Annotated in this window: 15 protein-coding genes; 10 read left to right on the top strand and 5 right to left on the bottom strand. The window is 58.8% G+C overall.

Features of this window, described 5'->3' with window-relative positions; all coding sequences use genetic code 11:
• Window positions 1-35 precede the first annotated feature (35 nt).
• Entirely contained in the window at window positions 36-1,163 is a 1,128-nt protein-coding gene (locus tag BW974_RS06645) for a S8 family serine peptidase (protein ID WP_084186204.1), read from the top strand.
• Between the two features lie 148 nt (window positions 1,164-1,311).
• On the top strand, window positions 1,312-1,644 hold the full coding sequence (locus tag BW974_RS06640) for a BsuPI-related putative proteinase inhibitor (RefSeq protein WP_076430267.1): 333 nt from the start codon (window positions 1,312-1,314) through the stop codon (window positions 1,642-1,644).
• Window positions 1,645-1,667: 23 nt separating this feature from the next.
• On the opposite strand, the gene BW974_RS06635 is transcribed toward BW974_RS06640, so the two are convergent.
• Window positions 1,668-2,600 carry an NAD-dependent epimerase/dehydratase family protein gene (locus tag BW974_RS06635; RefSeq protein ID WP_076429102.1) on the bottom strand — a complete coding sequence of 311 codons (933 nt, stop codon included), beginning with the start codon at window positions 2,598-2,600 and terminating at the stop codon, window positions 1,668-1,670.
• 201 nt (window positions 2,601-2,801) lie between these two features.
• Between BW974_RS06635 and BW974_RS06630 the strand changes: the two genes are divergently transcribed.
• The 5 genes from BW974_RS06630 (at window position 2,802) to BW974_RS06610 (ending at window position 8,945) form a co-directional block, all read left to right on the top strand.
• Entirely contained in the window at window positions 2,802-3,344 is a 543-nt protein-coding gene (locus BW974_RS06630) for a tRNA (cytidine(56)-2'-O)-methyltransferase (RefSeq protein WP_076429100.1), read from the top strand.
• Between the two features lie 729 nt (window positions 3,345-4,073).
• Window positions 4,074-5,261, top strand: a complete 1,188-nt coding sequence (locus BW974_RS06625; RefSeq protein WP_076429098.1) for a thiolase domain-containing protein — start codon at window positions 4,074-4,076, stop codon at window positions 5,259-5,261.
• A complete protein-coding gene (locus BW974_RS06620; RefSeq protein ID WP_076429096.1) occupies window positions 5,258-6,700 on the top strand; it encodes a zinc ribbon domain-containing protein in 1,443 nt (480 codons plus the stop codon). Before BW974_RS06625 ends, BW974_RS06620 begins: the two co-directional genes overlap by 4 nt.
• Window positions 6,701-7,164: 464 nt before the next feature.
• Window positions 7,165-8,109 carry a 3-hydroxyacyl-CoA dehydrogenase family protein gene (locus BW974_RS06615; protein ID WP_076429094.1) on the top strand — a complete coding sequence of 315 codons (945 nt, stop codon included), beginning with the start codon at window positions 7,165-7,167 and terminating at the stop codon, window positions 8,107-8,109.
• A complete protein-coding gene (locus tag BW974_RS06610; protein ID WP_076429092.1) occupies window positions 8,106-8,945 on the top strand; it encodes an enoyl-CoA hydratase/isomerase family protein in 840 nt (279 codons plus the stop codon). Before BW974_RS06615 ends, BW974_RS06610 begins: the two co-directional genes overlap by 4 nt.
• Here the strand turns inward: BW974_RS06610 and BW974_RS06605 are convergent, their stop codons facing one another.
• Window positions 8,946-9,740, bottom strand: a complete 795-nt coding sequence (locus BW974_RS06605; RefSeq protein WP_076429090.1) for a helix-turn-helix transcriptional regulator — start codon at window positions 9,738-9,740, stop codon at window positions 8,946-8,948. It lies immediately after the preceding gene.
• A 255-nt stretch (window positions 9,741-9,995) separates the two neighbouring features.
• Between BW974_RS06605 and BW974_RS06600 the strand changes: the two genes are divergently transcribed.
• From BW974_RS06600 to BW974_RS06590, 3 genes are all read left to right on the top strand, one after another.
• A complete protein-coding gene (locus BW974_RS06600) occupies window positions 9,996-10,340 on the top strand; it encodes a DUF7344 domain-containing protein (protein WP_076429088.1) in 345 nt (114 codons plus the stop codon).
• A 259-nt stretch (window positions 10,341-10,599) separates the two neighbouring features.
• Window positions 10,600-11,436 carry an MBL fold metallo-hydrolase gene (locus tag BW974_RS06595; protein WP_076429086.1) on the top strand — a complete coding sequence of 279 codons (837 nt, stop codon included), beginning with the start codon at window positions 10,600-10,602 and terminating at the stop codon, window positions 11,434-11,436.
• 128 nt (window positions 11,437-11,564) lie between these two features.
• Window positions 11,565-12,008 carry a DUF7979 domain-containing protein gene (locus BW974_RS06590; protein ID WP_076429084.1) on the top strand — a complete coding sequence of 148 codons (444 nt, stop codon included), beginning with the start codon at window positions 11,565-11,567 and terminating at the stop codon, window positions 12,006-12,008.
• An 85-nt stretch (window positions 12,009-12,093) separates the two neighbouring features.
• Here BW974_RS06590 and BW974_RS06585 read toward each other — a convergent pair whose 3' ends face one another.
• The 3 genes from BW974_RS06585 to BW974_RS06575 all read right to left on the bottom strand — a co-directional run bounded on the left by BW974_RS06585 (window position 12,094) and on the right by BW974_RS06575 (window position 14,830).
• A complete protein-coding gene (locus tag BW974_RS06585) occupies window positions 12,094-12,936 on the bottom strand; it encodes a DUF2071 domain-containing protein (protein WP_076429082.1) in 843 nt (280 codons plus the stop codon).
• 120 nt (window positions 12,937-13,056) lie between these two features.
• Window positions 13,057-13,356: a DUF7545 family protein gene (locus BW974_RS06580; protein WP_076430266.1), complete on the bottom strand. Its 300-nt coding sequence runs from the start codon at window positions 13,354-13,356 to the stop codon at window positions 13,057-13,059.
• Window positions 13,357-13,495: 139 nt separating this feature from the next.
• Window positions 13,496-14,830, bottom strand: coding sequence for an FAD-dependent oxidoreductase (locus BW974_RS06575; RefSeq protein ID WP_076429081.1), 1,335 nt, complete (start codon window positions 14,828-14,830; stop codon window positions 13,496-13,498).
• Between the last annotated feature and the right edge of the window lie 48 nt (window positions 14,831-14,878).

Here is a 14,878-nt window from a genome sequence, read left to right as displayed (position 1 = left end):
AACTTAATACAGGCCCAGACATTGTTTCGCATGCAATGCAAGGTAACAAAGGTAGCGTTTCACGACGTAATGTGCTCAAAGCAACTGGTGGAGCCGCGGCGGCGATTTCCGTTACTGGTTTTGCAAACGCGAAGCCGGATGATTTGGTGGAAGTCAACGTTGGCGTCAAAGACGCAAGCGGGCGAGCGATGGCCCGCAACGCAGCAGATGACGTCGTTCGCGAGTTCGATTTCAATGCTCTGACGATCCGTGTTCCGAAAAAAGCGGCGACGGCTTTACAGAAGAACTCAAGCGTACGTTACGTCGAAGAGAACGGCCAGATGCACGCTCTCGCGGACTCGGTTCCGTGGGGCGTTGACCGCGTTGACGCGGAACAGGCACACGCAGACGGCTATACCGGCTCAGGTGCTCACATCGCCATTCTCGACACAGGTATCGACAGCAACCACCCTGACCTCGACAACGTCGGCTATGGGAAAGGATTCGGCTACAGCACGTGGGAAGACGGAAACGGTCACGGTACCCACTGTGCCGGTATCGCGGCGGCAGAAAACGACGGCCAAGGAATCAAAGGTGTCGCACCCGACGCGACACTCCACGCCGGCAAAGTCCTGAGCGACAGCGGCAGTGGTTCGTTCTCCGACATCGCCGCCGGTGTCGAATGGACCGCAAACCAAGGCTTCGACGTGGCCAGCATGAGCCTCGGTGGCTCGTCCGGTTCCTACACGCTCCAAGACGCGTGTAACTACGCCAACAACAGCGGCGTCTTCGTCGTCGCGGCGGCGGGTAACTCCGGCCCGTGTTCGTACTGTGTCGGTTACCCGGCAGTGTACGACTCGGTCATGGCAGTTAGTTCGACCAACTCCAGCGATGGCCTGTCCTCGTTCTCCTCGACTGGCCCGGAAATCGAAATCGCCGCACCTGGTTCGAACATCAACTCGACGTACCCCGGCGGTGGCTACAACACGCTTTCGGGTACCTCGATGGCGTGCCCACACGTCGCCGGTGCCGCTGGCGTCCTGATGGCCGCGGGCTACTCGAACTCGGGCGCTCGCAGTCAACTCAAGAGCACGGCGGAGAACATCGGCCTGTCGAGCAACGAGTCCGGTTCTGGCCTCCTCGACGTGGCGGCCGCAGTTGATTCGCCAACGTGGGATAACTAAGCCGAACCGCTCGGTTCCCGTTCGTGCTGTCCACTGTCATCCATCTTTACGTGGACTCTATTTTTACGTGTACTTCGAGCGGAGAACCATCTTCACTCGCCGAAATTCCCCAGAAGCTTTTCGAATCATCGCATCGAAGAATGAATCAATGACGCTCGAAAGCGAACTGACGGCGACTCCCGGCGACGGCAACGTCGAGTTCGAACTGACGGTTAGAAATCCCGGCGACGACCCAGTAGACGTTACCTTCCGAAGCGGCCTCAAGGCGGATTTCGCCGTTCTCGAAGATGACCAAGAAATTTGGCGCGCAAGCGACGGGCGAATGTTCACGCAGGCGCTCCAGTCGGAGACGTTCGACCCAGATTCGGAACGCACCTATTCGGGTGGCTGGGCCGACCCGACGCCGGGCTACTACACCGTCGTCGCGACGCTCGAAATCATGGAAGAAGACGTAGAAGCGCGAACCGACTTTTCGGTCTGATTGGTTCGAAATCGACAGAAAGCTTATTCCAACTTTTCGACCAACTGCTCTGTCGCCCGTCTGACCGCCTCGTCACTGCTCTGGTCGGGTTGCCAGCCGAGTGCGGACAGTTTCTCGATGGAGAGGCGCATCTTCGGCACGTCGCCAGTCCATCCTCGGTCGCCGCCTGTGTACTCGTATTCCGGGTCGAGGCCCATTACGTCGGCCACGATGTCAGCAATCGCGTTGACCGAGGTGGTCGTCTTCGTGCCGAGGTTGTAGGTGTTCATCTCGTCGTCCGCGTTTTCCACGACGTAGCGAATTGCCTCGGTACACTCCGTAACGTGCATGTACGACTTCTCCTGCAGTCCGTTGCCGAGAATCGTGAGCAGGTCTGGGCTTTCGTCCAACTTCTCCACGAAATCCGGAACGACGCCAGCGCCGAATCGTGGGCCGACGATGTTTGCAAAGCGGAAGTTCCACACCGTGAAATCGTAGGAGTGTGCGAACGTCGAGAGGAGTGCTTCCTCGGAGAGCTTTGCCGACCCGTAGATGCTGATGGGTTCGAGTGGCGCGTAATCCTCCGGCGTCGGGCGCGGGGCCTCGCCGTAAACGGTCGAAGAGGAAGTAAAGACGAAATTCGTCACGCCGACCTCGTCCATCCGTTCGAGGATGTTGTACGTCATTTCGCCGTTCTCCTCGAACTGCGGGCGCGGGTCGTCCGTATTGACGTACTTGTCCGCGGCGGCGAAGTGGAAGACGGCGTCCAACTCGCTCGTGATGACATCTGTGACCTGTGATTCGTCCGTCAAATCCGCCTGTACGAACTCGGCATCGTCTGGTATGGAGGAACGAATCCCGTTGGAGAGGTCGTCCGCGACGACAACATCGTTGTCTTCGACGAGGTCTTCGACCATCTGGGAACCGACGAGTCCGGCACCGCCGGTTACGAGCACTCGCTTACCGGAGAGTTGCATGCACCAATCTGTGCTGGTTATCCGCAAGTGTGTTCCGGTCTTCGAAGCGTCTGCAAAAATAATCGTAGTCAGTGTGTCGTTAGCAACCGCCGTCGTCACCGCCGATAGGGTAATCAGCCGTCGGACACGGTTCGTCCTGCCGGAAAGTAGCCGAAATCGAATTTCGAAACCACCTAACCGCTTCGCCTGTCATCAGCGAGTATGCAAACCGAAACCGAGGTTACCGTCGTCCGTCTCGGCCACCGACCTGGACGCGACGAGCGAATGACCACACACGTCGGACTCACCGCCCGAGCGTTGGGTGCAGACCGCGTCGTCCTCCCGGACAACGCCGGGAAATCCCGCGACACCATTGCGGACATCACCGAGCGATTCGGCGGCCCGTTCGAAGTCGAATGCTCGGAGAGCCAGAAGGCGCTCATCCGAAACTGGGAAGGAACAGTCGTCCACCTGACGATGTACGGCGAGCGCGTGCAGGACGTAGAAGGCGAGGTTCGGGAAGCGTGGAGTGGCGAACCCCTGCTCGTCGTCGTCGGGGCTGAAAAAGTCTCTTTCGACGTGTACGAGGCCGCGGACTGGAACGTCGGCGTGACGAATCAGCCCCACTCCGAGGTTGCCGGATTGGCCGTCTTTTTAGACCGGTTGTTCGAAGGCCGGGAACTCGACCGAGAGTGGGAGGACGCAGACCAGCGCGTGATTCCCAAAGCGACCGGGAAACGGGTCGAACCCGTTGACGAGGAGTAGAAGGGAGGATTTTCAGGATTGGCTCATGTAAACGCTGTTTCGAGTTCTTTTCTTCTGCTGTTCGCAAATCACGACAACACATGACCGCAACCGCGCTCGCGGCTCCACCGCTCGCAGTCGGAGTCGCTCCGCGACCTCGTTTCCCACACGCCGCCCAACCGATTCCTTCCACTCCTTTTTTGTCGTTTCAGTCATCCACCGTCGGAGACGAACTACGACGAGCCGTTCGCTCGCTCCTCCGTCGCTCACGAAGACCTCGCGTGATAATTCGCAAGCCCTCGGACGATTGCTCGCGGTTACACCGTCGTTTCGCGGCTTCGCCGCTCAACTGTCCGCGGAACTGCGTTCCGCGCTACTCGCGTTCGCGGTTTCATAGAAACCGCTTTTTCCTCGGGCTTGCCAACGCACGCGCCATGTGGTTTGCGTCAATCCTGGAATCCCGAGTTATCCAAGTGGTGCGCGCTGGCGCAGGGCTTCGGACGTACAGTCCTCAGCCCTGTGCTGACAGCGTGCGAGGGACGAATGCGCGAACAAAGTGAGCGCAAGAGTCGGTTGGAGAGGGTGTGGCCTGCGGTGGCGGGTGCGGTTTCAGTGGAGTCGTGATTACCTAGCGCCACACCAGAAAAGAGTCCACAATTAAAAACAAATCAAAAACAACCTCCATCTGATTCCCGGCAAAGGCGCGGTGGTGACGGCAGTTATTTTTCCCCTGCCGCAAGACCACCAACCATGCGAGACGCCTATCTCGTCGGCGCGGCCCAGACGGATTTCGGGTCGTTCCCCGACGAAAGCTATCGGTCGCTGTTCCGAACCGCCTTCGAGGCGGCCGTAGACAGCGTTCCGGCGGGTATCGACCCGGATGACGTGGACGAGGCCTTCGTCGGCACGCTGGGTGTCGGCGGGCGACAACTCGGACTTTCGGGGCCTGCCGTGACCGAACACGTCGGACTCGGCGGCATCCCCTGCACTCGCGTCGAAAACGCCTGTGCCGCGAGTGGATTCGCGGGACGACACGCCGTTCAAGCCGTGAAAAGCGGCATGGCAGACGTGGCTCTCGCGGGCGGGGTCGAAATCATGACCGACACGTCGAGCGACGCGACGAAGTACTGGCTCGGCGTCTCGGGCGAAACCGAGTGGGAGCGCCTCTCCGGAACGACGTTCGCGGGCGTCTACGCCCAGATGGCCGACGCGCACATGGAAAAATACGGAACCACCAGCGAACACCTCTCGAGCGTGGCGGTGAAAAACCACTCGAACGGAGCAAAAAATCCGCACGCTCACCTCGGGTTCGAGTGTTCGCTTGAGGACGCGGAAAACGCACCTGTGGTCGCCGACCCCCTCACGCTTTACCACTGCTGTCCGACGACGGACGGGGCGGCCTGCGCCCTCGTCGTCAGCGAGGACGTGGTTGACGAGTACACCGACGACCCGATTCGAATTTCAGGTGTGGGCGCGTCGAGCGACCGAGTCGGCCTGTTCCAGCGCGAGTCGTACACCTCGGTTCCGGCCTCGAAGGAGGCGGGAAAGCAGGCCTACGAGATGGCCGGAATCACGCCGGAGGACATCGACTTCGCGGAGGTTCACGACTGCTTCGCAATCGCGGAACTGCTGGCCTACGAAGACCTCGGCTTCTGCGAACCCGGCGAAGCCGGAAGTCTCGTCGAATCCGGCGAAACCGAACTCGGCGGCGAACGCCCGGTCAACACCTCGGGTGGGCTGAAATCGAAGGGGCACCCAATCGGCGCGACTGGCGCGGGACAGTTGGTTGAAGCCTTCAAGCAACTCTCGGGCGAGGCGGGGGAACGACAGGTCGAAGGCGCAACTCGTGGCCTGACCCACAACGTCGGCGGAAGCGGCGGCGCGGCGGTCGTCCACGTCCTTGAGCGCGAAAACGAACTGGGGGTGGATGCACAATGAACTCGAAAGGAAGCACAGTCCCGAACATCGCCGCAGTCGGAGCCTACGCACCTCGGTTCCGAATCTCGGCAGACGAGTTCCGCGAGGCGTGGGGGCAGTTCCACGCCGGGGGAATCAACGAAAAAGCAGTACCGCAAGCCGACGAGGACGCCTTGACGATGGCCTACGAGGCCGGAGAACGGGCGCTCTCCGCCGCCGGAAACCCCGACGTTTCCTTCCTTGCATTTGCTTCGACCACGCCACCGATGGCGGAAGAAGACCTGACCGCCAGACTCGGCGGCATGCTCGGCGTGTCGGAAACGGCGACCCGGCACGTCTTCACGGGAAGTACTCGCGCGGGAACCAGAGCACTCGTGGCCGGACTGTCCGCCGGGCCGTGGGAGGACGGCGTCGGGTTGGTCATCGCCGCGGATTGCCCGCGCGGAGAACCAAATTCGGCAGAAGAACACGCCGCAGGTGCGGGTTCGGCGGCGTTCGTTCTGGACGATGCTGGCGGGGCCAGCATCGTCCAGCAGGCAGAGTACGGAAGCGAGTTCCCCGGAACTCGCTTCCGAGGAACCGGCGAAGAAGCCGTCGAAGGCCTCGGCGTCACGGGCTACGACCGGCGAGCGTTTTCCGAAACGCTCGCTGGAGCGGTCGGACAGTTGGATTTCGACACGGAAGACGTAGACGTTACCGGGGTGCAAGCCCCAGATGGGAAACTCCCGTACCGCGCGGCGGGTGCACTCGGCGTCGGAGTCGAGGAAATTCAGGCGGGCGCTCTCGTCCACGAACTCGGTGATACCGGCGCGGCGAGCGTTCCGTTGAGTTTGGCGAAAGCCCTCGCAGAGGGCCACGAACTAATCCTCGCGGCTTCGTTCGGAAGCGGCGCAGGCGCGGACGCTCTCTTGGTCGAAGCGGGTGACGTTCCGGTTTCGATGGCGCTTGACGGCGATGACCCAATCAGCTACGCCGAATATCTCCGCAAACGCGGCGACCTCACGTCCGGCCCGCCGAGCGGCGGCGGTGCCTACGTCAGCGTCCCTTCGTGGCGGCGCACGCTCGACCAGCGACACCGACTGCTGGCCGGAAAATGCCCCGACTGTGGCGCGTTGAACTTCCCGCCGGAAGGCGCCTGTAGCGGCTGTAAAACGCTGGTCGAATACGACGACGTGCAACTGACTGGAACCGGAACCATCGAAGCCGTGACGACGATTTCGCAAGGTGGTGCCCCGCCAGAGTTCGCAGAACAGCAGGGCAAATCGGGCGACTTCGACGTGGCAATCGTCGCGCTCGATGGCCCGGAGGGAGATACCGCGAGCGCCCCTGCGCAGGTGACCGGCGCGGACACCGGAACCCTCGAAATCGGGGACTCAGTGGCAACGACGATGCGCAGAATCTACACGCAGGAAGGCGTGACGAGGTATGGGTTCAAAACTCGACCGTCGGTCGAATTTTGAATAAGCGGATAGCTCCGCTATCCGTGTCTCCAAATATCATCTAGCAGATTGAGTTTTAAATCATAGAAGCAGTTCTCCCTGCTTTCTTCGACAGTTCGTCACACCTGTGGCTCCGGTTTCAGTTCCGAAAGAATCGTTGGTCTCGTGTACCCCTACCCGAGACAATTAACCGATTTGCCGGTTACGGTAAAAGCTTTCTGCAAACGGTCGGGACCGCAATACATTTCGTTAATTCGGCCGATTTCGGCGACGAAACGGTCCAAAACCGCATTTGGGGTAATATTTCATCAGCAATAAATAATATATAATTTACATTACTACAGAGCACTGTCGCTCACATTGCGGGAAACACCGAAGAAATTCGAATCGGCAATCCAGTCACTCATGGCGACCGGCGACTGTAAAACCTGCAAGCCAATCGCGGAAAACAACGTTTTTCGTGCGCCCCCACGCCTCTTCTGACGATGAAGGTAGCCGTACTCGGAGCAGGGACGATGGGACACGGAATCGCACAGGTGACGGCCATGGCTGGTCACGAAGTGACCCTCCGCGACATCGAACGGGAATTCGTTGACAACGGCATCGAGAGCATTTCCTCGAACCTTCAAGGCGGTGTCGAACGCGACAAAGTGACGGCCGAGGAGATGGAAGCCACCCTCGACCGAATTTCGGGAACCACCGACCTCGAAACTGCGGTCGGCGACGCGGACATGGTCATCGAAGCAGTACCCGAAGAGATGGACATCAAGCGAAAGACGTTCTCGGACGTGGAGGCGCTCGTCTCCGACGACACGATTATCGGGTCGAACACGTCGTCGCTCTCGCTGACCGAAATCGCCAGCGCGCTGGACAATCCAAGCCGGGCAGTCGGTCTCCACTTTTTCAACCCGGTTCACATCATGAAGCTCGTGGAAATCGTCGTCCCCGAACAGGCAGACCGCGAGACGGTCGAGTTCGCCGACGAGTTCGTTTCCGACATCGACAAGGTCGGCGTCGAAGTTCGCGATTCGCCTGGCTTCGCCTCCTCGCGCCTCGGCGTCTCCTTGGGCGTCGAAGCGATTCGAATGGTGCAAGAGGACGTCGCCAGTCCCCGAGACATCGACACCGCCATGGAACTCGGCTACAACCACCCGATGGGACCGATCGAACTCGGCGACGTGGTCGGATTGGACGTTCGATTGGACATCTTGGAACACCTCCGCGAAGAACTCGGCGAGCGCTTCCGCCCGCCGCAGATTCTCCGCCAGAAGGTTCGCGCCGGAAAACTCGGCAAGAAGACCGGCGAAGGGTTCTACGTGTGGGAGGATGGCGAGATTGTGGGGGTCTCCGGCGAAAGCCGGACGGATCGTCAGTCGAAGTCTGACGGTGTCTCTGGCGAATACGACGGAAACGAAGGTGACGACGAATGAGCGGCAAAAATAGCGAAACCACCGACACACCCGGTAGTCCCGAACAGGTCGCAAACGAATGCGAAACGGTCGATGCGATAGTCAAGGAGTACGTCGCCACAGTCACGCTGAACCGTCCGGACGCACGAAACGCGTTGAACGCGCAACTACGGGCTGAACTGAAGGACGTACTCGACGCCGTGGAAGCAGACCCGGACGTTCGCGTCGTCGTGCTTACGGGAGCGAACGAGGCGAAAGCCTTCGTCGCCGGGGCGGACGTGAAGGAACTGCGCCAGCGTGACGCGATGGAACAGCGCGAAGCGAGCAAACGTCCCCGAGTGTACGAGTACGTGGACGACTTGGAAAAACCGGTTATCGGCGCGCTCAACGGCCACGCGCTCGGCGGCGGATGCGAACTCGCACAAGCGTGCGACGTGCGTATCGCGCACGAGCGAGCGAAACTCGGCCAACCCGAAATCAATCTCGGCATAATGCCCGGTGGCGGCGGCACCCAGCGCCTGACTCGATTAGTCGGCGAGGGACAGGCCATGCGACTCGTCCTGTCGGGCGAAATCATCGACGCGGAGGAGGCTCACGACATTGGTCTCGTGGACGAGGTGTGTTCGGACGACGAGTTCGAAGACCGGGTCTACGAGCTTGCGGGACGAATGGCCGAGAAGAGTCCGAAGGCGTTGGAACTGGCGAAGAAGGCCGTCAAGGCTAGCAGTCGGATGGATTTGGAGGCCGGAATCGAGTACGAGGCGGAACTGTTCGCGCTGCTGTTCGCCTCGGAGGACAAAAACGAGGGCATCGACGCCTTCCTTGAAGACCGAGAACCCGAGTGGGAAGACCGATAATCACTCTCCGCCGACGAGAGTTGCGTCGTTTCGGAACCGCTCGAACGTCTCGTGCCCCCATTCGACCGCGTTTCTCGTGTCGTTTGTGATGAGTCCGCGGAGTTCACCTCGCTCGTTGTACACGACAACGCAGACGCCATCGTGTTCGTTGGTGGTGCCTTTCGCGACGATGAGGCCGAACGGGAGCGTGTTCTCTGTTTCCCAAACGGACAAGTTACCGATTTCCAACGCTTCGCGGAGTTCGTCGCTGTAGTCGGTGACGAGGTACTTGACCACGGGTTGTTCGAGTACCAACTCCGCCGCCATCCCACCCGAAACGGAGCGTTCGTAAAACAAATCCACGTACTGCGGGAGGGCAACAGGGGAGAGTCCCCGCACACAGTCGGCGTCGGAAACCATCCGCTCGAAATACTGAATCGGATGATTCGGTGCGTGACGCTCCGGAAGGATTGTTTCTGCGTTTTCGATGAGAGCAGTTGGAATGCCACAATCCGCAGGGAGCGTCGAAAGCAAGTGCCGTGTGCGACAGACATCCTCGGTGCGCCGTCGGAATGTGTCGTACTCGGATTCGAGGATTCGACCGGCGAGTGTTAGTCTGAGGCCGTCATTCGTCCGTTCGACGAGGTCATACGCTTTCAGTTCTCGAACTGCTTTGTACACCGTCGAGCGAGAGACGCCCAGTTCGTCCCGGAGCGCACGCTTTTCCATCGCCCCGGACGAGAGCACCGCGAGAAACGATGCTCGCTTCGTCACTATTGCTATCAGTTCGTCTGGGGTTGCTCCCTCCTCGCTCATGCAGTATCCAGTCGTTGTGTTAGACTCGGTATAAACATATTTTAAATAATAGTAACATTTATCAGTGCTGTCCGAACCATCGAGATAGATTTTCGAATGGTAACTCAGTTTCCAATCCTAAATCGCGTTTGACGAAATAAAGTAATGAGGTCCGCTCCAAAAATATAGGATGCCCGAGTTCACGGTTCGAACTCGGTTCCCGCGACGCCATTGGCCTACTCTCCACAAGGCGGGTCAATCAGAGGTACGATTCACATGAGCAACAACAAAGTCGTGCTCTCGGATACGGACGCGCTGTCATCCACACCTTCCGCCGTGTTCGAAGCCCTCCAACATCCCCTCCGTAGAGAAGTCGTCTGCTATCTTACAGTACACGAGTGTCCCATCTCGCTTGCCGAAATGGTCGAGTCGATGTTCGTCTGCGAAAAGGCATCGAGCGACGACAGACGACGAACTGGTATCGACCTCCATCACAACCACCTCCCGAAGCTGATGGACTATGGGTTTATCGTCTACGATACGGAGACGAACACCGTCGAACGAACGTGTGACATCTCCGTACTCGAAAAATCGCTTTCTCTCGCCAGTCGCCACTCCTAAGAACGTTCAATTTTCGAAGGAGCGTTCGAATGTGGGTGCGGTCGGTACCGACCGCACCTGTCAGAGACACATTGCAGTACCGACTGCCTGCGACAGTGAAACAACTATCGTCAGGCATCTTTCGAATGTGACTGGTGTAATATATGTCTTTGGTTAATAATTGAGAGAAGTCGATTCATCGACTGCCAGAAAGCATATTACGGTTCAGTTGCCGGGAGTGAACGCAACCTTTAGGCACGCTTGCCCGGCAGTAGTTCGTATGGCAATTCATAGCGACTGGGGAGACTGGCTTCCGCGTGCGGTCGAAGACGCGACACCTGAAGGCGTTGCCGTCTGGTATCTCGGCTGTAACGGGTTCATTCTCAAAGGAAACAGCGGAACGACGGTGTTCGTAGACCCGTACCTCGGAACCGGCGACCCGCCGCGAACCGTCCGGATGGTTCCGATTCCGTTCGACCCGGAAGACGTGACCGAGGCCGACGCGGTGCTGGCGACACACGAGCACACCGACCACGTTCACGGCCCGAGTCAAGCCCCGATTCTCGAATCGACTGATGCGACGTTCTACGCGCCGGACGACGGCCTCGCCGTCGCACGAGAGGACGAAAACTGGCCCGATGAGTGGGACGTCTCCGACGACCAGTTCGAGGAGGTCGCGGAGGGTGACAGCTTCGACGTCGGCGAGTTCACAGTTCACGTCGAACCAGCGAACGACCCTGATTCGACCCATCCCGTCTCCTACGTCATCGAGCACGAAGCGGGAACGTTTTTCCACGGTGGGGACACGAAACCGGGCGACGAACTCGAACCAATCGGCGAGAACTACGACATCGACCTCGGTGTCCTCGCGTTCGGTTCCGTTGGCCAAATTCCCGACAAACAGACCCGCGAACCGAAGCGAACGAAATGGTACAGCGACGAAAATCAGACCGTCGAGGCCGCGAACGCGCTTCAACTCGATACGCTGCTCCCAAGCCACTGGGACATGTGGAAGGGACTGACCGCCGACCCGACCGCACTGTACGAACACAGTCGGAGTTACGACTATCCGAAGTCGCTGGAAATCGTCGAAATCGGTGACAGAATCGACCTGTAGCGGTCGTCGAAATTTGACGGTCCGCTACTATCTGCTCGATTGGCGAGCGATAGAACAGTATTGGATTGATTTATAAAATTATTTCGAGTTGAAAACATTAATAATTGATTCGATTTGTATTTCAATGTATGAATCCCTCTACGTGGCTCCGTCCGACGCTTCACATAGTTAGTATCGGACTGTTCGTCGTCGGAATTGTGATTACCGGTTCTGCTGCATACGGGGAGATGGAATCCACTCCGTATATGGTTCAGATTGATCACGATGAGTCACCCACAGACGAATCAACGATTGCGTATTCCAGCCTTACAGCACCAGAAAAGGCTGTATTCGACCGATTGAAGACCGGTCAAGCGGCACCAGTCGAAGATACCGAACTAAAGACGTTCGCCAACAACGCCGTTCGGTATCAGGGGGAAATTTACACGTTCGAAATGACGTACGACCCCGCTTCGCTGTCACTGCTCACGTTCGGTTTCGGCATTCTCCTTTCCGTGGCTGGTGGTGCAGTGTTCTTCTTGACACAGTTTGTTGTCGGGCACGAGGGGCCGACACCAGACGTTTCAGTCTGAGCGCACAAACTGCCGCTCTCCATTTCCTACTGGCGTTTTCTAATTCAGCGATGAACTAGCTGTGAAACAAAAATACGTTACTCGCTTAGTCGTCCGCGGGCACTGCGTGCCCACCGGACGTTTCCTCGAACGTCGGCGTCGGTTCGTACATCCACGACCGCCTCCACGTCTGGTCAACGTCGCCCATGTAGAGGGCGCAGTCGAACGTCAGGTCGAGGTCGAACGACGTTTCGAGGTAGTCGATGAGTGAGGAGTCGAGCGAGAAGTCGTGACAGAACGATACGTCCCAGTCGGGGTAGTCGATGTCTTGGAACGAGAGTTTCTCTTTGGCGAAGTTGTAGCCGCAACTGCCGTCGAGTTCGAGGACGAAATCAGTCGCTTCCGTCACGTCATCGAAAACGGTTGTCTCGGGTGGTTCGTCGCTGATGGAGTCCATCGACGCAGTGAGTTCGCCGTTACAGAGCGAATCGTCCGCGCGGCACCGGAGCGCATACGTGTCGCCGTCGTCCACTCTGTCGAACGAAGACGTTGCTTTCCGGAAGTGCGAAAAGAATCCACCGCACAGACCTAAAAAGCGCGACGAGGTGTCGGAACGAAGCGTGTAGTACGCACGGCGCTGTGTTCCGTTTTTCGGCACCGAGACGCTGATTCGACAGAGCACCTCGTTCGTGTGAACCCGCGGCATCGGAACCGGGCCGAGTTTCGTCACCGAGAAATCGCATGCACACATACTTAGCATCCCGGTTCCTGTATCACGAATCTCTTCGACGGTGACGCAGTCCGGAACGAGTTGTTCGAGTTGTTCTAGCGGCACTCGGTAGTTCACCGTTATCCGCTTGTTCGTCCACGATTCGACGTCGATTGGCTGATGATAGACCCGACCGAGACGTTCTTGAAGCGAGCGAGAGCGTTGTAATTTCTGTTCCATATCTAATAATTCACATCGTTCTAAATATACTTTGAGGCCGACGTTTAGACGAATACTACATCTGCCGAGGATATTTCTAAGTATTGGATGGAGAGTAAAAGTTGGCGGGAAAACTACCGCTTAGTGCGAGTGACCGGTGGCCTGCTCGAAGGTGATGCCGAGTCGCTCTTCGAACAGGTCGCGGGCCTTCTCCTCGATGGCGACGACTTCCTCGTCCGGTTCGCCCTGCGTGTGGTGAACCGCGGCGTGGGCCTGCTGGACGAACGACACGAGCGCCATGTCGCCGACGACCGTTTCGCGTGACTCGTCTTCCTCGCGGAGCAGGTCGATGAGTCCCGGCGGGAGTTCGAGTTCGTCGCTGTCGCCGTCGGGACCTTCGATACTGTACGTTGCCGTCTCGACTTCGTCTGCGTCAACCATAGCCCTCATTTCGTCGTCAAGCGTTAAGGGTCTGTGGTTAGCGACTACGCCGGCGGGTTCCGCGAACTTCGCGGAATCCGACGCGGAAACGATGTGCGAAAAATCAGCGAGATAAAAAAGTGAACTCGGACTGGCGGCTTCAGTCGTCTGACGCCGCCGCACCTTCCTGCGCGGCAGTCGCCTCCCCGAGGTCTGCGGTTTCGAGATAGTCGTCTGCATCGAGTGCAGCCTTACAACCCATTCCCGCGGCAGTTACGGCCTGCTGATAGTGGAAGTCCACCACGTCGCCAGCGCCGAAGATGCCGGATACGTCCGTTTTCGTCTGGCCGCCTCCTTTGCCGCCGAGCGTTCGGATGTAGCCTTCCTCGTCCAGTTCGACGCCCGTATCTTCGAGGTAGCCCGTGTTCGGCGTGTGACCGATTGCGAGGAACACGGCACCAGTGTCGAACTCGAACTCCTCGGTTTCGGGGTCGTCGAGTTTCTGGGACGGTTTGCCCTCCGGATTCGTAACCATGGTGACGTAGTCTACACCCTCCTCAACCGAGCCGTGAATCTCGGTTACTTCGGTGTTTTTCATAATCTCGATTTCGCCCGCATCGACTTTCTCCTGCACGCGGTCTTGCCAATACTTCTCGGCGCGGAACTCCTCGCGTCGGTGGACGAGGTAGACTTTCGATGCGAACTTTGTGAGGAAAGATGCCTCCTCGAATGCGGCGTCACCGCCGCCGATGACGACCATCTCCTCGTCGCGGAAGAACGCGCCATCGCAGGTCGCACAGGTCGAGACGCCGTAGCCCATCAGGTCGTCCTCGCCCGGAATCGAGAGGGTTCGGGCGCTCGCCCCGCTGGCCGCGATGAGCGCGTCGGTGGTGTACACTTCGCCGTTCGTGAGTTCGACGCGGAACGGGCGGGACGTATCGTCAACGTCCTCGATGATGCCGGTTTTCACCTCGGCCCCGAATCGCTCGGCCTGTTCCTGCATGTTGTTGATGAGTTCCGGGCCGCTGATGCCGTCCGGGAATCCGGGGTAGTTCTCCACGTCCGTCGTCAGCGTCAACTGGCCGCCCGGTTCGTCGCCCTGTAGGACGAGCGGGTCGTTGTTCCCCCGTGCCGCGTAGATTGCCGCAGTGAGTCCCGCAATTCCGCTTCCTGAGACGATGAGCGTGCGGTGCTCCGGGGTGGCGGAATCGTCGCCGCCGTCCGCCGACACGATGCCGAGTTTGTCGTCCAGTTCGCCCGTCTCTTCGAGCGCGCTCGTCTCGTCCCACCCGCCGATGAGTTCGTCGTCGATGAACACCTCGGGCGCCGTTTTGCGCCCGTCGGCGCGTTCGACCATCTCGGAGAAGAGGTCGTCGTCGCCGGTCACGTTGTACGTTTCGTACTCGATTCCTTTCTCGTCGAAAAGGTCTTTTGCCTTCTCACAATAGGGGCAGTTCTCCTTCGTGTAAATCTCGACGTGAGGGTGTTCGCTCATGATGCAATATCACAGTTCGCGGTGTATTTAGCTTGCGCTGTCTTCGGT

Origin of the sequence: Haladaptatus litoreus (assembly GCF_900156425.1) — an archaeon.
Classification (GTDB): domain Archaea; phylum Halobacteriota; class Halobacteria; order Halobacteriales; family Haladaptataceae; genus Haladaptatus; species Haladaptatus litoreus.
The sequence above is the reverse complement of the archived record's forward strand: the minus strand, read 5'-3'. Positions and strand labels throughout refer to the sequence as shown.